The sequence below is a fragment of the Thalassotalea montiporae genome (genome assembly GCF_053485855.1).
On the sequence record NZ_JBQRUO010000001.1, the window covers coordinates 111,004 to 135,397 of the forward strand.

Genomic DNA, 24,394 nt, shown 5'->3' on the forward strand with positions numbered 1-24,394 from the left:
AAGGTCTAGCCAAAACTATAGTGATGACTCAATTGTGCTTTAAGGTGCTCGATAAACTGGCTGTCGGGTTTATCGGCAATCAGTTGTGCTAATTCAGCACCTATTGGGGTGAGTTTATAGCAGGTTAATGCGCAGCGCTTTTTCTTTGCTTTGATTGCTAGCGGCAAGCCATTGTACTTTAGGTTTAATACACCGCCTGAACTACTTGTTTCTAGTTCTGTTTCTTGGGTAAAGACTAAGTGATGCTCTGCTAGGGTTAACACGTCTCCATAATTGAAACCAAATTGACTTAAACCCACGTGCTGTTCGCGCTTACTATCAAATAAATTCAATAATCCAGGTTGTTGGTAACAGCCCGTGATAATTCGAATATTCTTTTTATTACTGTCGCTAACCGCTAGTGCGCACGCTTTGCCAAATAACTTCGCTTCGTGCAGGCTCATATTTTTAAATGCTTGTAAGGCTTTAAGGGAAAAAGAGCCAGGTTGGCTAATTTCACCGGCGAGAATTTTCGCCCAAAGCTCTTGCATAGCGGGGTTGCTCACACGTTCGGCAAGTTCGATAAAGCTATCAAACCAATCGGCGTCTGTGCGATCTGCGACTTGGTCGCCTGCGCAATAGTGGATCGACTTTTCAACAATCTTTTCCATGTTTTGTTGGCGGCGCAAATGGCTAATGCGAACGCGACGACCACTTCTGTCTTCGATTGGCATTTGCTTATCAGCAGGTTTTAAACTGCCATCGAGGGCAAATAACTTTGCTAAATTAAGCAATTGCACTTGTGCGCTCATTTGACTGCTTTTTTTGCTTTGGCTATTTGGTTGCTCTTGTGTGGTGACTGTTTTGCTCGCACTGGCTGAGTTGTCGACATCTGCATCGATTACCGCTGGCGTGTTGGAAGTTTTTTCATTATTCATGCGATAAGATCACATTCAGTTAAAATTACTATGCTATTGTTTATTCTTAGCTAGATTTATATAACTTTCAAATGCTTATTTTGTTTTACATTTAATCACTTCAGCAGCAGTCAGCAGGTAATCTAGAACTGGTCAGCCATATGTGAGCAGTTTAGCAATTGTTTAGTTGAATATTGTGGACGTGACTTTTATTATGTACTTCACGCAGATAGTGTAATCCAAGTTATTGTCAATAATAATTTCTTAGGACAGATCCTGGCCAACGCATTGTTGGTTAGCAGAGGACAGTATGCAGGCTTCAGAACATACCAATGACGACTTCTTGTTTATTGATGACAGTGAAGACGACCAAATTGTCGATGAAACATGTGGCGAGACATGGAAGGTATTAATCGTAGATGATGATCCTGAGATTCATTCTGTTACGCAATTAGCCCTGTCAGACCTCACCGTATTAGGTCGCCGATTAGAATATCTTCATGCCTATTCAGGTAAAGAAGCAAAAACCATTATTGAGCAAGACCAAGAAATTGTTTTGGTACTTCTTGATGTTGTAATGGAAACCGATGATGCCGGCTTACAAGTTGTTAAGCATATTCGAGAGCAGCTTAAGCGCGAAGATATTCGTATTGTGCTTCGTACCGGTCAGCCAGGTTACGCGCCTGAAGAAAGTGTTATCAAAGATTACGACATTAACGACTACAAAACTAAAACGGAATTAACTCGCCGTAAATTAGTTACTACCGTTTATGCCGCTATTCGCTCATACCAACAAATTACTGCGGTAAGTCAAGGTCGCGCCGGCTTAGAAAGAATTATTAACGGTGCCTCAAACCTCCTTGAAATTCACACCATTCATGAATTTGGCCTGGGTGTATTAACCCAACTGAAATCATTGATTAAAGGCTATGTTAAAGGAACGTTTTGTGCTCGTGGTCATGGCATTATCGATGGCGCAGATGATCTTGGCTTGTATATTCTGGCGCAAGAGGGCTGGGAAAAGAGCGCAATCAACGACAAAATTGAGCAAGTGGGTTGTGTGCAACTAACGGAAGCGGTCAATGCTTGTTTTCAACATAAAGAACACTTAAAAACGGACGACCATATTGCCTTGTATCTTGGTCATGGTGGTTATCGAGCCGTTATTTATCTTGAGTTGGATTGCCCAATTTCAGATATTGATTTTCAGTTAACGGAAGTGTTCCTGTCGAACGTTGCAATTGCCTACGAAAATGTTCACTTATTCCAAAAGTTGCGTAATGCCGCTTACAAAGACTGGCTAACTGAATTACCAAATCGCTTGCAGTTCTTGAACATGCTCGATCAGTTCTCAGCAGATCAGTCGCAGAATACGGTAGCCGCGCTTGTTGATATTAATCACTTTAGTGATATCAACGATGGTCTAGGCCAAGATATTGGTAATCAGCTATTACGTGCTGTTGCGCTTAGATTGCATAGCACGGATAAGTCATTGTCGGTGGCTCGCGTTGGTGCTGATGTGTTTGGTTTAGTAGGCTCAGAGGAGCTACTTACGCCTCAACTATTGGCTGATATCTTCAGTCACCCATTTGAAGCCGGTGAGCAAACTTTACCTATCAATGTTTGTATTGGTTTATGTCGCAAGCGCGATGCAGGTCAGGGCGGTGTTAAGGTATTAAACCAAATTAATATCGCGCTAAACCTTGCCAAGAAAAACCGCGAAAAGAATATTCAGTACTATCAGCAAGAAATGGAAGACCAAACGCTATGGCGTTTGGGTATGATCCGTCAATTACGTACCGATTTTTCTGAAAATCGTTTGGCACTTTGGTATCAGCCTCAACTAGATCTAGAAACAGGTAAAGTGATTGGCGCAGAAGCTTTGTTGCGCTGGCGTACTAGCGATGGCAACTTTATTTCGCCAGCGGTGTTTATTCCGTTAGCTGAATACTCAGGTTTGATTTTAGACATCGGCGACTGGGTTGTGCACCAGGCCTGTAAACATATTAAAGCCATTGAAGCTCATGGCTTTAATGATGTTGGTATTTCTATCAATGTGTCTATTCCGCAGTTTAGGCAAGATGACTTTGTCAGCAAGGTGATTGAAGCTACGCGTACTCACCATGTAGAAGCGGCTAAACTTGAGCTGGAAATCACTGAAAATATTTTGATGGATGACCCGCAGCTGATTATCGATGCGTTGCAAAAGCTAAAATCAGAAGGGATCAGCATAGCACTTGATGACTTTGGTACTGGCTATTCATCACTGAGCTATTTGCAAAAGCTACCAATCGATCGTCTTAAAGTGGATCGTTCATTTATCAATGATGTGACGGAAGACGGCGACTCATTACTGGCTGACACCATTATTAACCTAGGCAAGCAACTTGACTTGAAAGTGATTGCCGAAGGTATTGAAAATGCGGAACAAGAAGCGCATTTAGTGGCACAAGGCTGTGATGAAGTGCAAGGTTTCTACTACGCTAAACCAATGTCCGCAGAAGATTTCTTGGCGTTCTTAAGCAAGCAAGTCTAAGCAAGCGATTTTAGTTAAATGATTGAAAACGGGCGCTAATGTAAAGCGCCCGTTTTTTCATACAATTATTTTTTCACACGATGATTTCTTCAGACAGTGAACAGACAAATAAAAAGAGCTACCTTAGGTAGCTCTTTTTGATCGCCTGTTTTTAGTCAGCTTTAAGCTTAAAAGCTTTTTACCACTTTCACAGTGTCGTTTACGTTTGCTGCGTCAACGTAACCAATTGCATTAGGCGTTGAGGCAACAAAGCTAAGTACATCAGCATCTGTGCCTAGTTCTTGTAATGGCTTACCTTTACCAGTGAACAAGCGCTTAGACCAATAGGCTTTTACTTGTGCCGCTGATTTCTTCAATACCAGTTTTTCAAACTCAACACGTGCAGCGCTATTTGCTTTGCTGTTCACCGCTTTGATTGATTGGCCGTCAGCGAATGTTTTCAACTTGCCTAAGAATGCACGAGAAATATCATTATCAGAGATGCTATTTGCATTGGCTGGGTTAACGATAACCGCAACTTCAGCTGAGGCTACCATGCTGGTAGCAAGTGCTACGGCAAGGGTTAAAGGTCGTAATAACTTCATGACTTTTCCTTAAAAAACGGTAACTAGGGCGGTGCGAACTAAGCTTGTGTCTTGATTGATTAAATCGTCGTCGCGCTTGCTAAATTCAACTTTGAATGATGCAGAAGGGTGGAAATCCCAGCGTGCGCCTAAGGTGTAGTATGACGAGTCTTCATTACGGAACTCTAAACCTTGGCGAGTAAAGCCAATTAATTGGTCAAGCTCAGGTGATAAGCCAACTGGTAACGTGTCACCAATATCATTGATGGTGTTTTCATCAACGCCATAGGTTAAGTGCACTAACACATCATCAAAGCGGTAACCTGCTGTGACAAACATTGATTCTTCTGTGTCTAGTGGCATGTTGTCGTAGTTAATGCGCGTTACTTCAGCGACTAATAGGTAGTTGTTGTAATCAATAACAGCGCCGAATTCGAAGAATTTAGCTTTGTCTTCGTTGATAACTAAAGCTTCGGCAACACCGCCAAAACCTTCGATGTTATTCCAAGCTGCTGCCAACTCATCAAATACTGGAATTGGAATAGATAAGTCTGTGGTTAAGTAAGCGGTGCGTAGTGTTAGCCAGTCACGGTTTAAGGTAAATGTACCGCCGAAAATTTCGTCGAAGCTTGAATTAACATCAATACCTTGAACATTGATGTCGTCATTATCTGAGCCGAAGAACACTTGGGCTGTTGTGTCAAATTCGCCAAGCGTAAAGTTATGGCTTAGGCTGACACCATCAAATTTTGATAGCTCAAGGTTGTACACGCCTTCCGGTGGTGTGATCCAAGGGTACGCATAAGAGACATCTAAATAGTCTGAATACATGTAAAGAGGAGCGCGTTGACGACCTGCTAATACACGTGTGTTATCGTTGATATCGTAGGCAATGTAGGCCCACTCAAATTCCGCTTCCCAATCGTTTTCGCCGCGAGAAATAATTTGTGCCGTTGCACTTAAACCTTCGCCTAAATCCGTAGACGCTTGAAGCGCGAACAATGAGTCTTGTTTAAAATCGACATCATCGTCATAGCCCCATTGGGTATCGCCGCTAGATGCTTGTCCAGCAACAATGTTTGCAAATCCATTGAAGGTGATTTCTGCTTGCGCAGAAGCCAAGGGTAATGCTGCACATATGGCACAGCTCAGTAATGCTTTTCTCATGAGTTACCTTACTTCGTTAGTGTCTGGATTTATGTGAAATTGCTCTTGCCTAGCCTGATTGGGCTAGTTTGACGTGAAATTATTGTTGTATTAAGCAGGATCAATTGTTGTCACAATGTTAATCACCCGTCACAACTGCGTTATGACGCGCGCAAGATAGTATTTTTATTGACCTAGGTCAAAGTTTTTCTGTTATTTCAACAAACTGTAACAATTGAAATTGGGGGGATATTTTGGTTCTGAATAGTGAGAGATGTATCTCGTTCAATATGAACAAAAGCCAAAGGAGTAGTAGAAGTAAAAATGCTGAATAAAAGACAATAAAAAGCCGACAATATTGTCGGCTTTACAATCGTTTAATACTTGCTTGTTATAAGGTTTTGATAACCTTAATCGTGTCGTTTACTACACTGGCATCAACATAACCAATCGCATTGGGGGTTGAAGCAACAAAGTTCAGTACTTCAGCGTCTGAAGCCAGCTCTTGTAATGGCTTACCTTTACCGGTGAATAAACGTTTAGACCAATAAGCTTTAACTTGCGCAGGTGATTTTTTCAATACCATTTTCTCAAATGCTACACGTGTATCACTGTTGGCTTTGGTGTTGACCGCTTCAATGCTTTGACCATCTGAAAACTTCTTTAACTTACCTAAAAAGGCGCGTGAAATGTCATTGTCAGAAATGGCATTGGCATTGGCGGGGTTAACAATAATAGCGGTTTCAGCAGCGGCTAAACTGCTAACAGAGACGCATAAACAAAGGGTTAAGGACTTTAACAACTTCATAAATCTTCCTTAAAAAACGGTAACTAGGGCAGTGCGAACTAAATTAGTGTCTTGGTTAATGAGATCGTTATCTCGACGGCTGTATTCAATTTTCAGAGCCGCTGAGTCATGAAAATCCCAACGAGCACCAAGGGTGTAATATGACGAGTCTTGCTCACGGAAACGGAATGTTTGCTCGGTAACCGCTGATAAGCCGTCCAGTTCAGGGCTAACACCAAATGGTAATCTGTTTACGTTACCGTTAACTTCGTTTTCGTCTTGGCCATAAGTTAAGTGAACTAAAACAGTGTCAAAACGATAGCCCGCGGTGATAAACATTGACTCTTCTGTATCTAATGGCATTTGCTCATAGTCAATATGGGTATATTCACCAATCAACAACCAATTGTTGTAGTCAATTTGGAAACCTACTTCGGCAAATTTGGCTTGTTCTTCGTCAATGGTTGCTTCGTCGCCGATGGTTTCAAAGCCGGGGATGGTTTGCCATGCCGCGATAAGCTGATCAGCTCCCGGTGCTGGTAAGCTTAAATCGGTTGTTAAGTAAGCCGCACGAACGGTTAACCAATCACGGTTTAGGGTTAAACTACCACCGTAGATCTTGTCAAATTCTGATTCAACTTCTGTACCAAGAATCTCAATTTCGTTGGTTTCTGAACCTAGAAATAATTGGGCAGTACTGTCGAACTCACCCAAGGTAAAGTTATAGCTAGCACTTAGGCCGTCATAGGTCGAAAGTTCTAAATCATAAACACCTTCTGGTGGCGTGATCCAAGGGTAAGCATATGACACATCGAGGTAATCAGAGAACATATACATAGGCGCACGTTGGCGACCCAGTAAAATACGAGTTTGATCATTTACATCGTAGGCAAGGTAGGCCCATTCAAATTCTGTATCCCAATCATCTTCGCCACGCGAGATGATCTGCACCGTTGCACTTAGCCCCTCAGCAAGATCGGTTGATGCTTGAATAGCGAATAATGAATCTTGTTTGAAGTCAACGTCATCATCATAACCCCATTGGGTATCGCCGCTAGACGCTTTGCCGGCAACAATGTTGGCAAAGCCGTTAAAGCTAATTTCTGCATGCACGGCGGTAAGCGGTAACGCCATGCCAAGCGAGAGAGCAAGTAGTGTTTTTTTCATATCACAAAATTCCTAAGGTGATGTAATAATGCTGCAGGCCAATTGGGTTTGCTTAGTGGTAATCGGCCAACACCTAGTTAACTATAGTTTAGTTTAATTATTAGTCAGTTAATTTGACCCGCATCAAGCGACAGCATGATAACACAGGTGAAATTAAGCTTCTTTTTGTCGATGTTTGAACCGCCATTCTACCCCTTGATTTGGTTTATCTGGTATGAGCAGCGAAAGTGTTAGTGAACAAGCTGCGAAACCAGCACCAACGAAGAACACCCAACTTGGGTTGGTCAACCAAACAACCCCCAACAATGCGGGGATTACCACTGCGGCAATATGATTAATAGAAAAGCTAACGCCAGCACTGGCGGCGATATCTTGCGGCTCCGCAATTTTTTGGAAGTAAGTTTTTATTGCAATGGCTAAGGCAAACAGTAGGTGGTCAACAACATACAAGATGGCAGCAAAGTAACCTGTTTCAACGAGCCCGTAGGAAATGAAGAGTAAGATAAGTCCAACATATTCAAACAATAGAGTTTTACGCTCACCCACTTTGCCAATAATTTTGCCAATAGAAGGTGCGAATAACCAATTAAACACGTAGTTAATTAAGAATAAGGCACTAATGTCGGCAACGGAATAGCCAAACTTTTCAACCATTAAAAAGCCTGCAAAGACAACAAAGATCTGCCGACGCGCACCGCTAAAGAAGGTTAACGCATAAAATAACCAGTATTTCTTTTTCAGTACCAGTTTTTTACTTTGCTCGGTAGGCGCAGAAAATTGCTGAAAACTCATCGCCAACAGTATTGTCATGAGCAAGGCGACAATACCAAATAATGCGTAGGTAGCTTGATAAGACCAAGTAAAATATTCCATCAACAACCAAACACTACTAAACGCTACCAGTGACGCAGCGGATTTTGCAGATAACAGCTTGCCCATAAAATGAGGGGTATTGTCTTTATCTACCCATTGCAGTGTGAGCGATTGATTGACCGTTTCGAAATAATGAAAGCCGACCGACATAATCACTGTGGTGATATAAAGGCCAAACGCACTGGGGAAAAAGCCGGTAATCGCTACTCCAACTGCCGTCACGCCAAGTGACAAGAGCGCTAACTTTTGCTCTTTAATAAATAGCAGTAGGTAAACGGCGGTAAAGGCAAGAAACCCTGGGACTTCTCGCAAACTTTGCAATATACCAATTTCTTTGCCGGTAAAGGCGGCTTTTTCGACAACAAAGTTATTGAGCAAAACCATCCAAACAGAAAATACCAGCGGCATGATAAAGGCCATTGCCAGCAGTAAATTTTGAGGTTGGTGATAACGTTGGGTAAAACCTTTCATCATGCGTTGGGCACCGTATGGTAAATAGATAAGCTAGTCGGCTTCAAACATCGAAAAATAACAGCTAATGCACTGCTTATGTAAATAAACAGTTAATGAAAAATGCTAATTTTCTGAATGGCTTGACTGACTCGACGAGGTATCAGCTATACTGCCAAACATATAATACCAATCCGCATAAATAAATGTTCACTCAGCTTGAGATAAAACACTTTAATACAAGGCGCATGTTTGCCCGTCATAGCTATTCTATTTCAAAAGCATGCAACACCGCAGTAAAGTGTTTTGGCTAAGCCCTTCGGGAGCTTTTCAGCGGCCCAATTACGGCGGCAAATTTTCTAGATGTAGAATGACTATATCTAGAAAATTTTTCTTGTACTTGAACCGCTGAAATAGCTCTGAGTAGACCATATTATTATGCGGATTGGTATTAATACATTGCTAACAGTAATCATTTTATCAGCAATGAAAGTATATTAATCCATCAAAGGTCAATAAGACCTTAACATCTAACTTGTTAGGAAATTTATGAGTTCTCTGGTCAATGTGGTAAGTGCCGCCTCAAATAAATTACGCTTTAAAACCAAGTTTGCTCTGCTGGCGCTGGTCTTTTTTATTCCGCTAATCGCTGCGTTACTGTGGATTGTCGACAGCCAGCGCAATAAAATCGATATACTTGATCAAGAACTTGCTGGTCATCAATTGATTGAACAAATCGTAGGGATTGAGCAGTTAGTTTACTCAAATGCACAGCTAGGCCAAGCCAGAACACAAGTTAACCAACTCACTAAAGCAATTAGCGAATGGCCATTGTTAATGCCAGTGCGCACTAAAGCGAATCAGTTACAAGAACTGATGGCTAGCCATCAATTAAGTGACAGTGATACCAGCTTAGCCAATGTCGCTGAAATCTACGAGTTGACGTTATCGCTGCGTGAGAATATTGCCGCGATTACGGGATTGAGCCGTGAAAGCGATGCCAGCATTTTCTACCTTTCAGAGCTAGGCCGCATGCGCCTACCGGAATTGCATGAGTATTTAGCTCGCACTAGCTACCTTACGAAGAACATTATCAACAACCAAGGGTTTAACGCGCAGTCTTATACCTCTTTAGTAGCACTTAATAATCGTATAGATGAAATTCAACATCAGTTTGATAAATCACAAATGCAACTAGAGCGTGTTGATAAAGCGACAGCGCAAAGTTTAGCTACGCAGCTGTCAGCCATTGTTAGCAATATTGATAATTTCCAAAATGCGCTGCAACAACAAGTTATCGATCCTGATTCAATACAATGGTCACGCGCCGATACTGAGCGCGCAGTACAAGCAGCGCTAACTGCTATGGTGGATACCGAAAGTGAGATAAACAAGTTACTCACTGAGCGTTTAAGTGCGGCATTATCAATGCAGATGAACTCGTTAGTAGTGCTTGGTGTTTTGTTGTCTTTAGGTGTCGTGCTAATTGCTGGCTTCTTGTATGTCATTTACTGGTCAATTAAAAGCAATGCTCAGCAATTGCAACACGCCGCGCAAATTATGGGTGACGGTGATTTTTCTCAGCACATAGCGATAGACAGCAAAGATGAATTTGGTGATATCAGTGATAGCTTTTGTCATATGCAGGAAAAAGTGAACGCGCTCTTATTACTGGTGCAAGAAGACATTATTAAGCTTGAACAAGACACCGCGAATATTCGAGAAATGACCGATAGCATGGAGCATCAAGTATCGGATCAACAAACCAATACTCATGGTGTGATAGGTGCGATACACGAGCTTTCGCAGTCGGTTCAGCTAATTGCTGACAATACAGATAATGCCCGCAGTGTCACGCATGCAGCAAGCGACCACGTAAATGGCGGTCAAACGATTATTGCTGAAACGGCTGCTGTGATTGGCCAGATTTCAGCGCAAGTTAATTCAACCTCACAGGTGATTAACACACTGGCGACTAATACCTCTGAAATCGCGCAGTTTGTCAGTGTTATTCGTGAGATTGCTGATCAAACTAACTTATTAGCATTAAACGCAGCGATCGAGGCGGCGCGTGCGGGTGAACAAGGTCGAGGCTTCGCCGTGGTTGCTGATGAAGTTAGGAACTTAGCGGGTAAAACGCAAGATGCGACGGGTGAAATTCAAGACATTATCGAAAAGCTACAACAAGGCACAGAGCAATCGGTACAGGCCATGACCCAAGGTGTTGAACGCGCTGAGCAGGGGGTTAAGCAAACTGAGCTTGTTTCCGCCTCGTTTAATGATATTACCGAATCAGTGACCAATATTGTTGATGGCACAGATCAAATTTCAGCAGCAGTCACTCAGCAAAATAGCATGTTAGGCCATATCGATAGCAACACTGAGAACATTTCTAAAGGCGCGGATACCATTTTACAATCTGCCCATCGGGCGGCGCAGGCGGTTGGTAGCTTGTCTGAGCTCGCCGATGACCTTTCAAAACAACTTGCGCAATTTAAGCTGCGTTAGTCGATTCTACTTGGAGCGCGCATGGTTTGGCTATCGCTTGAATAGTAAATTATGCGCCCCATATTGATACAAGATATAGCAAATATTCATTGGTATAGTTGAAGTCAATCTGTCAGTGTGTAAGTTTGTTGTATCGCCGATTCTATCTGGGTTTGTTATTTTGGGTGTACAGGTAAACACTCAATTAAAACACCTGTTTAAAAAAGTTGCTTTTCGCATTCTTTCAGGGCAAACTCAGTCGGCTAGTATTACAATTCATAACGATTTAGTTATATCGAGTGTGTTGACCTTTCGAGGTTGAATTATGTTTAGAGCGGCCAAGCAGGAGGCATTAAAGTAGCCCTGAAAGGTCAATACACTCTAATAAGTAATTACAAAAACCAGTCTAACAAGCACCTTAATCGGGTGGAGGAGATCAGGCATGTTATTTCAAGGCAAAAGCCTTTCTGCCGAGTTACTTGCTGACGGTATTGTTGAATTTAAATTCGACGCCGAAGGTTCAGTAAACAAGTTCGATCAGGCAACATTTGAAGAATATCGCGCAGTAGTCGACGCGATCAAAAACTGCAGCGAAGCAAAAGGTATTATTGTTACCTCTGGCAAATCAGCATTCATTGCTGGCGCTGACATCACAGAATTCCTAGAAACATTCAAAAAGCCAATGGACGAGTTAATCCCTTGGGTTAAAGCGGCTACTGACTTATTTGATTCGTTTGAAGATATCGACCTACCAAAAGTTGCAGCAGTTAATGGCTTCGCACTAGGTGGCGGTTGTGAAATGATTTTAACCTGTGACTACCGTGTTGCAGACACAACAGCTTCAATCGGCCTACCAGAAGTTAAACTAGGCTTAATGCCTGGTTTTGGTGGTACTGTTCGTTTACCTCGCATTATCGGTGCCGACAACGCAGTTGAGTGGATGTCGACAGGTAAAGCTCACAAAGCTGAACAAGCATTAGCCGTTGGTGTTGTTGACGCGGTTGTTGCGCCTGAGCAACTTCGCGATGCAGCCATTGCTATGGTGAAACAAGCGATTGAAGGTAAGTTAAACTGGCAAGCAAAACGCCAAGCTAAATTAGAGCCTTTAAAGCTAACGCCAACTGAAACCATCATGACCTTCAATACTTGTAAAGGTATGATCGCAGCGAAAGCGGGTAAGCACTACCCAGCACCAATGACAATGGTTAAGTCATTAGAAGCGGCGGCAGGTTTAGACCGTGCTGGTGCAATGGCAATTGAAAACGAAGGTTTTGCTAAGCTTGCAAAAACTGACGCAGCGACATCACAAATCGGCATTTTCATGTCTGATCAAGTGATCAAAGGCAAAGCGAAGAAAGCGGCGAAAGCAGGTGCACCTGTTGAAAAAGCTGCGGTACTTGGCGCTGGTATCATGGGTGGCGGTATTGCTTACCAATCAGCGGCTAAAGGCACGCCAATTGTCATGAAAGACATTGCTGATAGCGCACTTGATTTAGGTTTAACCACAGCAGCTGGCTTATTAACTAAGCAAGTTGAACGTGGTCGCATGAACGCTAAGAAAATGGCGGGCGTGTTAAATAACATCACACCAACGCTGAGCTACGAAAGCTTAAAAGATGTTGACGTTGTCGTTGAAGCCGTTGTTGAAAACCCGAAAGTAAAAGGCATTGTATTAGCTGAAGTTGAAGACGTTACAGGTGACGACGCAATTCTTGCTTCAAACACTTCAACGATTTCTATCGACCTACTTGCCGAGAGCGTTAAGCGCAAAGACAAGTTCTGTGGTATGCACTTCTTCAACCCAGTGCACAAAATGCCACTAGTAGAAGTTATCCGTGGTAAAGAAACGTCTGACGAAACCGTTGCCGCTGTTGTTGCTTACGCAGCGAAAATGGGTAAATCACCTATCGTGGTTAACGACTGCCCAGGTTTCTACGTAAACCGTGTATTATTCCCTTACTTTGCAGGTTTCAGCCACTTAGTAAAAGAAGGTGCTGACTTCACTGCTGTTGATAAAGTGATGGAGAAGCAATTCGGTTGGCCTATGGGTCCTGCGTACTTGCTTGACGTTGTTGGTATCGACACAGCTGATCACTGTACAGGTGTTATGTCTGCTGGCTTCCCAACACGTATGCAGAAGATCGACAACGATCCAGTAAGCATTCTATTTGGTGATGATCGTTACGGTCAGAAGAATGGCAAAGGTTTCTACGACTACGGTAAAGACAAGCGCGGTCGTCCAACCAAAGTTCCAGCAGAAAAAGCATACGAGCTATTCGCTGGTAACGTTGCTGACAAGAAAGACTTCGACGCTGACGAAGTTATCGCACGCCTAATGATCCCTATGGTGAACGAAGTGGTTCGCTGTTTAGAAGAAGGTATCGTTGATACGGCTGCTGAAGCAGATATGGGCTTAATCTATGGTTTAGGTTTCCCTCCATTCCGCGGCGGTCCAATTCGTTACCTAGAAACAGTTGGTCTAGAGAAATTCATCGAAATGGCGGACAAGTTCGCCCACTTAGGTGAAATTTACCAAGTAACAGACGGTATGCGTGAGATGGCTAAATCTGGCAAGTCTTACTACACCACTGACGTGAAAACAGCTTAAGCCGAGGAAAGAAAAATGAAAGAAGTCGTAATTGTCGATTGTATTCGTACCCCTATGGGTCGCTCTAAGGCTGGTGTTTTCCGTAACGTACGTGCCGAGACCTTATCTGCGCACCTAATGCAAGCGCTATTAGATCGCAACCCTAACTTAGACCCTGCGTTAATCGAAGACATTATCTGGGGTAACGTTAAGCAAACTAAAGAGCAAGGTTTCAACATTGCTCGTAACGCTCAGCTACTTACGGATATTCCTAAGTCAGTTGGCGCTATCACCGTAAACCGTTTATGTGGCTCTTCAATGAGTGCATTACACGATGCTTCTGCCTTTATCATGGCTGGTCAAGGCGACGTGTACATGGTTGGTGGTGTTGAGCACATGGGTCACGTACCTATGATGTACGATGTGGATTTCGATCCTGCGTTAAGCAAGTACATCTCTCGTGCTGCTGGTAACATGGGCTTAACGGCTGAGTTACTCGGTATGCAACACGGCGTAACACGTGAACAGCAAGACGCATTTGGCGCGCGCTCTCACCAGCTTGCTCACAAAGCAACTGTTGAAGGTCGTTGGGCAAACGAAATCATCCCAACATTAGGTCACGACGCAAACGGCGTATTGTCACTAATCGAGCACGATGAAGTAATTCGCCCTGAAACTACGGTTGAATCATTGGCAGGCTTACGCCCAGTATTCGACCCTGTAAACGGTACAGTAACTGCAGGTACTTCATCAGCGCTTTCTGATGGTGCATCAGCGATGTTAGTGATGTCTGCTGATAAAGCTAAAGAGCTAGGCTTAACACCACGCGTTAAAATCCGTGGTTTTGCGTCAGCAGGTTGCGATCCATCAACTATGGGTTACGGTCCAGTACCAGCGACTAAGAAAGCCCTTAAGCGCGCTGGTTTATCACTAGAAGATATTCAGTTAGCAGAATTCAACGAAGCATTCGCTGCACAAGCGGTTTCGTGTGTTCGCGCACTAGGTCTTGAAGATAAGATGGACGACATGATCAACTTAAACGGTGGTGCAATTGCACTTGGTCACCCACTAGGTTGTTCAGGTACACGTATCTCAACTACGCTAGTTAACCTAATGGAAGCGCAAGACGTGAATATTGGTTTAGCGACTATGTGTGTTGGTTTAGGCCAAGGTGTAGCAACCGTTTTCGAACGCGTTTAATCACTGGTTTAATAACGTAACTTCCGCGTTGGAAGTGCTCACGTACCCTTGTACGTTCCGCGCTTCCGCCTTGAATTTACGTCATTATCCATCGTGATTTAGCTAGTAAAATAGTTAAACGCTATAGATATTTTAAAAGCACTGCTTAGGCAGTGCTTTTTTGTGCGTGATTTTTAGTCATTATTTTCAGTTAGTGTTAAGTTTTTATTGGTTAGTCTGGTCTACTCTAACAATAGATCCAAAGCACATTGAGCTAGCTTTGTCGTTTATTGGTGAAGGAAAGGGGGTAATACGAGTGAAGTATTTATTAACTTTGGTGGTTGGCACAATTGTAAGTTTGCCATTATTGGCCATGGAGCGAGATCGTAGTTCGGTTCGCTGTGATGGCGGTCATATTCGTCACGGCATGGATAAATACCAAGTGATCAGCCGCTGCGGTGACCCTAGAGCGCAAGAAACGATTAGCGGCGATGACCAGCTTAAAGTCGATAAACTGATTTATAAGTTTAAACGCTCGCCTTCCGCACCACTGATTATTTTCACCTTTCGTGGCGGTAAGCTGATCAATATTAAAGAATCTAGATAAGTGCTTTGATACGACTAGCTCATCATTTTCATACACAGCAGATAAATAACAATAAACAGTGCTATCCACACTGTTTCAGCGACCATTAAAATGATAGGTTTAACACCAACACTGGTCAGTTTTGACAGGTTGGACTTCATGCCAATCGCGGCAATAGCAATCACAAGGGCAAAACGGCTAATGGTGGTAGCTCCTTCGGTGATCACAGTCGGTAAATCGACCAGTGAGTTAATTACCATAAAGACAACAAAGGCGATTAAGAAGCTGGGGAAATGAGGTTTGTGGTCGACTTGCTGCTCGCTGCGGTACTGGTTGCTAAGTGCAAGTAGCATCATTAACACCACTGGCATTAAAAAGCTAACGCGTACTAACTTTACCAGCGTCGATAAGTCACCCGTTTGCTCTGAGACTGAATAGCCAGCGCCAACAACTTGCGCTACATCATGAATAGTTCCACCAAGAAAGATACTGGTATCGTATTCGTTTAAGCCTAGGCTAGTGGCGATAATGGGGTAGGCAATCATGGCTATGGTCGACAGTGAAGTGACGCCGATAATGGTCAGCAAGGTATCACGTTCTTTGTTTTTATCATTAGGCAGTATGGCTGAAATCGCCATGGCCGCAGAGGCGCCACATATGGCGACTGAGCCACCGGTTAACATGCCAAAGCGTCGACTCATCCCCATAGCACGACTGAGCAATACACCGAAAATAATAGTTGAGCCGATAGCGGCAATCAGCAGCAGCGCCGTTGACCAACCAAGCGATGTTAAATCATCGAAGGCTATTCGAAAGCCCAGCAAGGCAACACCGATGCGTAAGATAGTAGAAGCGGTAAATTCAATACCTGCTTTGCATTTAGTTTCTTCGTGTAAAAATGACAGGGCTATACCGAGCAGCAATGCAAACAGCATGGCGGGGGCATTGTAATGCTCAGCAAGGAATAAGGCAGCAAGGCCAGTGATTACAGCAATAAAACTTCCGGGAAAAAGCGCCTTTATTTTCATTAACATACACAGATTTTTACAACTAGGCTGGTATATTATCTGTTGCGGCGCCAAGTGCAACTAACACTTGCCGTTTTGTCTCACCGCCATATGGGCGACGGCCATGCATAGCCAGATTATTGTCAACCACAGCGACGTCACCTGCCTGCCACTCTACATCAAATGCGTATTGCTCGGCGGTTGCGATAATCTCTTCTAGCCATGCCTTGGGAATTTCACTGTCATCGCCAAAACATAAGGTATCTTGGTGATGTTCACGCACCCCTGACCAGCCTTGATAAGCCGCGACCAATTGATTAAAGAACACTTTCCGACCATCGGCTAAGGTGCGCACCGCAGGTAATCTCCCTGTTGTTGCTTTTAAGCTGCCGTCTTGTTGCCATTGCCAGCGATAACCTAAGCGCGCTAACTTTTCTTCTGCTTCGGTTTGCGTTTCAACACTGAGTGTACTTTTCCAGCTGCGTCCTTGACCTGAATTTGGATCATTCTCACCGGGCATAGTGGTGGTATATTTCACGCCTTTTTGCTCGAATGTCGCTGCCAATTCTGGATTCGCTTGTGCTAAAGCATCAAGCAGTAAATCACAGCGTAAGATTGGGCTAGCACCGCCGTGATCAGCTGGCGTTAAACAAAAGAAAAAGATTTTATCGGGGTAAATTGGCGTTTGCGCCATCTCGTTATGCAGGTAAATTTCTACCTCTTTGGGGGCTTCATTGGCGGTAAATACCCGCTCTGTAAAATTAATGCGCACAGCATTCGATAACGAATCTTTGTAATAAAAGTTGGGGTAGCCAAAGCTTGCTGTGAACTCGTCGAATGCTTCTGCGGAATCGAGCGGAAAACCACGAAACAAAATTGCGCCAGATTGTGCCAATTGCTGTTCGATTATCGCTTTATGTTGCCTAATGTAATCAGCACTTTCAGCGACACTAGCGCAATCATCGGGATTGACTACTACGGCAGGAAATACATCAGGCTTATCTGTGCAAAACTGCTTGTCGACACTGGTTAACTTCATCTTATTTAAAGGTTCTTTATTTGAAGACTCTCTGTTTGAAGACATGCCACACTCCTAGTCGTAAATTGGGTGAAGCGTATTAAAGGCTGCTTGGCAAAAATCGCCAGGATCGTTAAAGCGCTTATCAAGGTTCAATGCGCTAATGGCGGTCATCTCTTCGTCGTTGAGAGCAAAGTCGAAAATCGCAATATTTTCTTTTAAACGTTCAAGCTTGGTACTTTTGGGAATAATTGAGCAACCTCGCTGCACGTTCCAGCGCAGTACCACTTGTGCAGGTGTTTTCCCTAAGCGCTCAGCGGCGGCAACTACCGCTGGCTGGGTGAGTACAGATTCATCAGCACCTGCCATATCTAATTCTAAATACGAGAGTGCCCCAAGCGGTGAAAATGCTGTGACTTCTACGCCATAGGCTTTGGTCATGGCAATTAAACGCTCTTGGGTGTTGTAAGGGTGCGATTCAATTTGCAGGGCATAGGGTTTAATACGGGCATAGGTCATCAAATCATGCATGAGTGCTGAGTTGTAATTACAGACGCCTATATTTTTCACTAGACTGTTATCGACCAGTTCCTCCATCGCTGCCCAGGTTTTATGTAGCGGCACTTGGGCGAGCTTCATACTCGGGTTCTCTGCCTCTGGATCGAAGAACCATTCCGGTGGATAGCGCTCTTCAATCGGCACATAGGCTTGCGCAATAGGAAAGTGGATTAAATACAGATCTAAGTATTCTACGCCAAGATCTTTAAGGGTTTTCTCTAATGCGAGTTGCACATGTTCTGGTGCGTGGTAGGTATTCCATAGCTTGGAAGTGATCCAAAGCTCTTCACGGCTGCACAGCCCGTCAGCTATGGCTTTGGCAATGCCTTGGCCTACTTCAATTTCATTGCCGTAATCACAGGCACTGTCTAGGTGGCGATAACCCGCTTTAATGGCATCGTATACGGTTTGTGCACAGTCTTGTTTTGCAATCTTCCATAGGCCTAAGCCGACCTGAGGCATAGTCGTTGTTGCCATCACTTACTCGCTCTGAAGTTGAAAAGTAGTTACCGCTGTTAAAGATATTGCCTAACATTAAAGTTATATCTTATATAAGACTATAAGTTAGCGTTGGTGATTTCAGGTGTCAATTAATTGATGAAAAAATCATCAGTGGCAGTGTCCGGTTGGTTGCAAGCTATCAGCAAACAGATAGCCGATAACAACAGAGCGGTTATACGTTGAGCCTAAGTTAGTGTTGTAAGATATAGGAAAATAGGCAGGTAAATGAGTTGAACAAATTTACCTGCATAAGAAAGAGCGAGGGCGTGTTGACCTTTCAGGGTTGTTTTTGCAGCAGTCTGTTTGGGTTTTATACAAGGCGGCACTTGTGCTGTGTAGTCATTCTCCATAAATAAGTGCCAACACAGTAGAAAATTCAAACAGACGCTGCCCTGCGGGTTCATCTAAACGCTTCCTGCTCATTGTTGCTCGATTTTTACATAGAACGACTATGCTACAAAGCGAGCGCCGCGATCAGAAAGCGTTTAGATTGAACAAAATTCAATCTCGAAAGAGCAACACGCCCTAGTCAAAATTTACTAAGTAGTGGTAGTGATCTGAGCGGCAGCGGGTGATGCGATATTCTATTATTTGATCGTTTAGCGACTTAGTTGAACGAGTAAACATTAACAATGGCGAGCCGTGTTCTATGGCGAGTAAATCAGCATCAGCTTCGTCGGCCAGAATCGCTTTGATTTTATCTTCTGTTTTATGCACCGTCAGATTAAAGTTGGTTTGATAAAAGTGATAAAGGGTGTGCGGAATTTCTGGTTCGTTTTCTATGCCAGTAAATGCGGAATAGGGCAGATAAATATCTTCTAGCAAACAATATTCACCATTCAATGTACGGCGACGCTTGAGTACAACCACTTTGGTTTTAGCTTTTACATCTAGCTCTTTCGCAATGGTTTTATTTGCGGGCTCAATGGTTAACGATAACACTTCAGATATCGGTAGCTCAGGGCTGTGATTATCGGCGACCAGTGGGAAGAATCGGTACAGTGCTGGCATGCCAGTATGCTCTGCAACAAAAGTCCCTAAGCCTTGCTTGCGGGTTAGTACCTTTTCATCGGTTAGGGTATTAAGCGCTTTGCGCACTGTGCCTTGGCTGACCCCAAACTCACTAGCCAGTTGAAACTCACTAGGTAACATATCGCCGGGTTTCCAGCGTTGCTCAACAATTAACTGAGTAACGTGTTTTTCCACTTGTTTATATAGTGGCAAGAATGCTAAGCCAGAAGTGCCAAGTTTATTACCGAATTCAGTATCAGCCATCTTTATTCCTATTCAAATAAGCGAATCGACACTCTATATTTTCACTACCTAACGCTGTGCAAAAGACAATGACTATGCAGGTTAAGGCTTTCTTTTATCTTATATAAGAATTTCACTCTTTCTATCATACTGAGCCAGAGAGAAAAGTAAATTGCATAAAATAATGAGCAAACATTAGCGCCTATTCAAAAGCTATCAATGCTCAAGTGGTGCTCAAACCTTAAACAAAATGATTAAAAAATAAGTTTGACAAATAACCGAACTAAGGTAGTTTATATTCTTATATAAGACCTAAGAATTAGCTTTGCTGACACTAAACTTACTATAAAATCATTTAGAGTTGTCATCGTAGCGAACATCAAAATAAGCATTACATAACGATTAAAAAACGCATTACTAAGGTCTGTATTACAAGGGGGAAGCAATGTCAGGCTTTAGTGTTGACTCGCCAAGCTGGGACACTATTGATGCCGTTAAGGTTATCGATAACATCAGAGTGCAAGATGATCATGCCGAGATCCCAACGGATCATGGCGACTTGTATTTGAGCGTAAATCAATTTGGCGTTCGCCTGCAATTGGGTCAACGTATTGATTATGACTATCAAATGTTGGTCACCAACCCTGTTGCAAAAAGCTTATCATTGAGCGCCAATCAAGATGCTAATCCCAACCAAAACGCTAACCCCAACCAAGAAGATAACCATAGCGTTAAGCTAACCAAAGGTGGCCAAAAATCGATTATTAGCGCTGGTGATACCGAAGTAGTTATCGCTCATCAACCTTTTGCCATTCAAGTAAAACGCAACACCAAAACCGTTCTGCAATCTGCTAACGATGGTCACTTTGTTCGTCGTTATCGTTTACCGCCACTTGCCCGTATTGAGCAAGGTTGGTTTATGGCATTCGAGTTGGGCAGTAGCGAGCCTGTTTATGGCTTGGGTGAAAAGTGGGGCAAGCTCGATAAGCGCGGCCAGCTGATTCGCTCGTTTAATCACGATGCGCTCGGCGTAAACGCAGAAATTTCTTATAAAAACTCCCCTTTTGCTTGGAGCCCAAACGGTTGGGGGCTGTTTGTTCACACGCCATCACCAGTGACTCATGGCGTTGGCTATGCACCTTGGTCACAGCGAAGTTATGGCGTGCTTGTTGAAGATAGCGCGCTCGACCTGTTTATATTTACTGGGTGTAATGGCGAGCAGTTAATTCAGACCTATACCGAATTAACGGGTAAGGCACCTATGCCGCCACAGTGGAGCTTGGGAGTTATTCTTTCCAAAGCCTATTACCAAGATGCAGATGAACTGTTAGCCACGGCAAAAATGGTTCGCCAGCAGCAAATGCCGTGTGATGTAATCACCCTTGATGGCCGTGCCTGGCAAGACACTGATACTCGCTTTGCCTTTGAGTGGGATAAAACTCGCTACCCTGACCCCAAACCGATAATCGACCAACTTAAAGCCATGCAATTCAAAATCTGCATCTGGGAATATCCGCTAATTTCGGTTGAAAATCCGCTATATCATCAATTGGCAGATAAAGGTTGGCTGATAAAAGACAGACGCACAGGGCAAGCTTATCAATACGAATGGGACATGAGCGCTTTTGGCGAAGTGCTTACTCCATTGCCCAAATCTGGCATTTTAGATTTCACCCACCCCGATGCGTATGCCTTTTGGCGCGATAGCCACCAAAGCTTGTTTGAGTTAGGTATTGATATGATCAAAGCAGACTTTGGCGAGCAAATTGAAGACGACAATATGCTTGCCAGCAATGGTGAGTCAGGCATGGCACTACACAATGTTTATAGTTTGCTATACAACCGCTGTGTCTATGAGGCGGCTGAGAAATTTAGCGAAAATGGCGCGTTTTTATTTAGTCGCTCAGCGTGGACGGGATCACAGCGCTACCCCGCTCAATGGGGAGGCGACCCTCAAGCCGATTGGGGTGGGTTGGCAGCAAGCTTGCGCGGTGGTCAGTCGTGGGGACTAACGGGCGCGCCTTTTTACGCCACCGACGTTGGCGGTTTTTATAAAGATACGAGAGACGCTGAGCTTTATGTTCGTTGGATTCAATCCGCGGTATTTTCTGCTCATATGCGTTTGCACGGTATCGGTCAGCGAGAGCCGTGGAGCTATGGTGAAGCAGCCGAATATGCAGCGAATAAAGTATTGAAGCTGCGCTATCAGCTGCTGCCTTATCTACACCAAACCATGGAGCAAGCTACTGAAACAGGTTTACCTATTCAGCGTGCAATGGTGCTTGCGTTTCCAAATGAGCGACAAGCATGGGCGTTTGAAGATCAGTTTATGTTTGGTGACAAGCTCTTGGTTGTCCCTTGCTTACAGGCAGGAGGCGATATTGAGTTTTATTTGCCTCACTCTTCAACACAAGTCTCAACGCAAGCCTCGGTTACTAGTACAAACAACTGGCTGCGTTTTGATCCAGACAATGAAACATTAACTCGCTATCAAGGTGGTCGTGTTTATCAAGAAAAGCTGGCGTTAGATGACTATGCAGTGTTTATTCGCGAGGGCGATGTCATTCCACTTGGCGATGCTGTTGAGCATACTGAACAGCTTAAGGCACAGGGTAAATCGGTTGCCAGCATCGCTCGCTATTGGCCTGACGCCGAAATAGCTAAGGGTGGAGAATAATTCGTGGCTGGTCAAGATATCGCTTTTACTTTGATTAGCTGCTTGTTTTTTATGGGGCTAGTGGCGTGGATTTCTTACCAAAAAACCAAAGGTGTTGCTGATTCCAAAGATGGTTATTTTCTCGCTGGACGAGGCTTAACAGGCACTTTTATTGCTGGCTCTATGTTGTTGACCAACTTATCTGCTGAGCAACTTATTGGCTTAAATGGGTCAGCATTTGGCTATAACCTCAGTGCCATGGCATGGGAAGTCACGGCTGGCATTGCCACCATTATTATGGCTTTAGTGTTTTTGCCGCGTTACCTTTCTGGTGCTTTTACCACACTCCCTGAATTTTTAAAGCAACGTTTTGACGATACCGTGCGCCGTATGACTGTGGTGCTGTTTATGGTTGGCTATGGTTTGATCACCATTCCGTCAGTCTTGTATTCCGGCTCTGTTGCTGTGCTTAAACTTTTTGATATTCCCACTTTACTGTCGATGAGTTATCAACAATCTTTGGTGTTAACCATTATTATGGTCGGCAGTGTTGGCGCCGTTTACGCGATTTTTGGCGGCCTGAAAGCGGTGGCGGTTTCCGATACTATCAACGGTGTTGGCTTGCTAATCATTGGTATTTTAGTGCCCGTTTTAGGATTTATGATGTTGGGTGGTGGTAGCTTTACAGCTGGGGTTACCACAGTATTAACTGAGCATACCGACAAACTCAATGCTATTGGCCAGCCAACAGATCCGGTACCGTTTGGCACCATATTTACCGGCATGATTTTCGCCAACTTGTTTTATTGGTGTACCAACCAGTACGTGATTCAGCGCACACTTGGCGCCAAGAATTTAGCAGAAGGGCAAAAAGGGGTGCTGCTTTCCGGCTATTTTAAATTATTAGTGCCATTTTTGATGATGATCCCTGGGGTGATCGCGTTTCACCTTTATCAAACCAGTCAGCTAGAAACCATCGATATGGCTTATCCTAGGTTAGTGAAAGATGTGTTACCTGTATCGCTCGCTGGCTTTTTCTTAGCGGTATTACTTGGCACTGTATTTAGCTCGTTTAATTCCTTACTTAACAGTGCCGCTACCTTATTCTGTTTAGATGTTTACGCGCCGCTGAAAAAAGACAAGATCAGCGATGAGCAGCTGATTAAAGTCGCCAAAATTGCCAGCGTGATTATCGCGCTGTTCTCTTTTGTAGTCGCGCCATTGCTGATGTTCGCGCCAGAAGGGTTATGGCAAATTATTCGGGTATTTACCGGTTTTTACAATATTCCTGTGATCACCATCGTTATTGTTGGTTTGTTTACTCGTCGCGTACCCGCCATCGCAGCCAAGGTAGTGATTATTTTCCATGTGCTTGCATACGCACTGCTCAAATTTATCTTGGATGTGGATATTAACTTTATTCACATCTATGCGATTTTATTTGTCACTGAAACCGCCATTATGCTGTTATTTGGTTACTTCCAGCCAACGGAAGAACAGCGCTTTTATCATCATAAAAATACCGTTGATTTAGTGCCATGGCGTTTCGCTCATCCAGTTGCTATCAGCTTAGTGTCATTGATTATTATTAGTTATGTATTCTTCTCGCCACTGGGCGTAGTGACAGGGTCTTGGTCGACGTTTTACGGCATAAGTACGGCAATTTTATTAGCAAATATTGCGCTGTGCGTGTGGAGTATTAAGCGCTGGCAGAAGAGATACCAGTGCAGTGTTAATGCGGTGCAGATCAATAAGGTCTGAGCTAGTTAGATAAACTTGAACGTTCAACTGTGGTTAGCATGTTTATCAAAGACTAGCCGCCGAACATTGCTGATTTATTGAAATAAATAGCAAACTAGCGATTGTGATCTATAGTTAGCTAAAGTCGTTTAGGTCTTATATAAGATATATATTGTATTATGGTATTTTAGCCAGTACAGTATTGTTTAAATAATGTGCAATCCAAGCAGGTGTAAGCTGGATTCAGCACAACTAAATGCGCATTTACTCAGACTGCAAAAAGGCAGTAAAAGTATAAATAAGAAAAACAAATAACAATAATTTCAGCATGAAATCCACAGCCCAGCTAATAAAGATTCAATTAGTCATGGCCGTATTTTGTGACTGAATAGACAACAAGCGT

General features: G+C 43.5%; 17 protein-coding genes. 7 read left to right on the forward strand and 10 right to left on the reverse strand.

What is annotated here, in order from left to right:
- Positions 1 to 5: 5 nt before the first annotated feature.
- Positions 6 to 917 carry a TIGR03899 family protein gene (locus ACSLUR_RS00540; RefSeq protein ID WP_448550831.1) on the reverse strand — a complete coding sequence of 304 codons (912 nt, stop codon included), beginning with the start codon at positions 915 to 917 and terminating at the stop codon, positions 6 to 8.
- 289 nt (positions 918 to 1,206) lie between these two features.
- Between ACSLUR_RS00540 and ACSLUR_RS00545 the strand changes: the two genes are divergently transcribed.
- Positions 1,207 to 3,432 carry a bifunctional diguanylate cyclase/phosphodiesterase gene (locus tag ACSLUR_RS00545; protein WP_448550833.1) on the forward strand — a complete coding sequence of 742 codons (2,226 nt, stop codon included), beginning with the start codon at positions 1,207 to 1,209 and terminating at the stop codon, positions 3,430 to 3,432.
- Positions 3,433 to 3,599: 167 nt separating this feature from the next.
- Here ACSLUR_RS00545 and ACSLUR_RS00550 read toward each other — a convergent pair whose 3' ends face one another.
- The 5 genes from ACSLUR_RS00550 to ACSLUR_RS00570 form a co-directional block, all read right to left on the reverse strand.
- Complete coding sequence (locus ACSLUR_RS00550) at positions 3,600 to 4,016, reverse strand: substrate-binding domain-containing protein (protein WP_448550835.1); 417 nt, start codon at positions 4,014 to 4,016, stop codon at positions 3,600 to 3,602.
- A gap of 9 nt (positions 4,017 to 4,025) precedes the next feature.
- Positions 4,026 to 5,162: a porin gene (locus ACSLUR_RS00555; protein WP_448550837.1), complete on the reverse strand. Its 1,137-nt coding sequence runs from the start codon at positions 5,160 to 5,162 to the stop codon at positions 4,026 to 4,028.
- A gap of 370 nt (positions 5,163 to 5,532) precedes the next feature.
- The gene (locus ACSLUR_RS00560) at positions 5,533 to 5,949 is read right to left on the reverse strand and encodes a substrate-binding domain-containing protein (protein WP_116015395.1); all 417 of its coding nucleotides are present in this window, start codon (positions 5,947 to 5,949) and stop codon (positions 5,533 to 5,535) included.
- Between the two features lie 9 nt (positions 5,950 to 5,958).
- Positions 5,959 to 7,095, reverse strand: a complete 1,137-nt coding sequence (locus ACSLUR_RS00565; protein WP_116015393.1) for a porin — start codon at positions 7,093 to 7,095, stop codon at positions 5,959 to 5,961.
- Positions 7,096 to 7,248: 153 nt separating this feature from the next.
- A complete protein-coding gene (locus ACSLUR_RS00570; RefSeq protein WP_448550840.1) occupies positions 7,249 to 8,442 on the reverse strand; it encodes an MFS transporter in 1,194 nt (397 codons plus the stop codon).
- Positions 8,443 to 8,967: 525 nt separating this feature from the next.
- On the opposite strand from ACSLUR_RS00570, the gene ACSLUR_RS00575 reads away from it, so the two are divergent.
- The 4 genes from ACSLUR_RS00575 to ACSLUR_RS00590 all read left to right on the forward strand — a co-directional run bounded on the left by ACSLUR_RS00575 (position 8,968) and on the right by ACSLUR_RS00590 (position 15,278).
- The gene (locus ACSLUR_RS00575) at positions 8,968 to 10,926 is read left to right on the forward strand and encodes a methyl-accepting chemotaxis protein (protein ID WP_448550842.1); all 1,959 of its coding nucleotides are present in this window, start codon (positions 8,968 to 8,970) and stop codon (positions 10,924 to 10,926) included.
- Positions 10,927 to 11,347: 421 nt separating this feature from the next.
- The gene (gene fadB, locus ACSLUR_RS00580; RefSeq protein ID WP_448550845.1) at positions 11,348 to 13,513 is read left to right on the forward strand and encodes a fatty acid oxidation complex subunit alpha FadB; all 2,166 of its coding nucleotides are present in this window, start codon (positions 11,348 to 11,350) and stop codon (positions 13,511 to 13,513) included.
- 15 nt (positions 13,514 to 13,528) lie between these two features.
- On the forward strand, positions 13,529 to 14,692 hold the full coding sequence (fadA, locus tag ACSLUR_RS00585; RefSeq protein WP_115998871.1) for an acetyl-CoA C-acyltransferase FadA: 1,164 nt from the start codon (positions 13,529 to 13,531) through the stop codon (positions 14,690 to 14,692).
- 295 nt (positions 14,693 to 14,987) lie between these two features.
- Entirely contained in the window at positions 14,988 to 15,278 is a 291-nt protein-coding gene (locus tag ACSLUR_RS00590; RefSeq protein ID WP_448550847.1) for a DUF2845 domain-containing protein, read from the forward strand.
- A 14-nt stretch (positions 15,279 to 15,292) separates the two neighbouring features.
- Here the strand turns inward: ACSLUR_RS00590 and ACSLUR_RS00595 are convergent, their stop codons facing one another.
- The 4 genes from ACSLUR_RS00595 to ACSLUR_RS00610 form a co-directional block, all read right to left on the reverse strand.
- Complete coding sequence (locus ACSLUR_RS00595) at positions 15,293 to 16,285, reverse strand: YeiH family protein (RefSeq protein WP_448550849.1); 993 nt, start codon at positions 16,283 to 16,285, stop codon at positions 15,293 to 15,295.
- A gap of 22 nt (positions 16,286 to 16,307) precedes the next feature.
- Positions 16,308 to 17,303 (reverse strand): TauD/TfdA family dioxygenase, encoded by a 996-nt coding sequence (locus ACSLUR_RS00600; RefSeq protein ID WP_448552939.1) that lies wholly within the window; start codon positions 17,301 to 17,303, stop codon positions 16,308 to 16,310.
- Positions 17,304 to 17,357: 54 nt separating this feature from the next.
- Positions 17,358 to 18,317 (reverse strand): aldo/keto reductase, encoded by a 960-nt coding sequence (locus tag ACSLUR_RS00605; protein ID WP_448550851.1) that lies wholly within the window; start codon positions 18,315 to 18,317, stop codon positions 17,358 to 17,360.
- Between the two features lie 549 nt (positions 18,318 to 18,866).
- Positions 18,867 to 19,616 (reverse strand): GntR family transcriptional regulator, encoded by a 750-nt coding sequence (locus ACSLUR_RS00610; protein WP_448550854.1) that lies wholly within the window; start codon positions 19,614 to 19,616, stop codon positions 18,867 to 18,869.
- A gap of 424 nt (positions 19,617 to 20,040) precedes the next feature.
- On the opposite strand from ACSLUR_RS00610, the gene ACSLUR_RS00615 reads away from it, so the two are divergent.
- Both ACSLUR_RS00615 and ACSLUR_RS00620 read left to right on the forward strand, forming a co-directional pair.
- Positions 20,041 to 22,272: a glycoside hydrolase family 31 protein gene (locus ACSLUR_RS00615; RefSeq protein ID WP_448550856.1), complete on the forward strand. Its 2,232-nt coding sequence runs from the start codon at positions 20,041 to 20,043 to the stop codon at positions 22,270 to 22,272.
- A gap of 51 nt (positions 22,273 to 22,323) precedes the next feature.
- Positions 22,324 to 24,012, forward strand: a complete 1,689-nt coding sequence (locus ACSLUR_RS00620) for a solute:sodium symporter family transporter (RefSeq protein WP_448552941.1) — start codon at positions 22,324 to 22,326, stop codon at positions 24,010 to 24,012.
- The last annotated feature ends 382 nt before the right edge of the window (positions 24,013 to 24,394 follow it).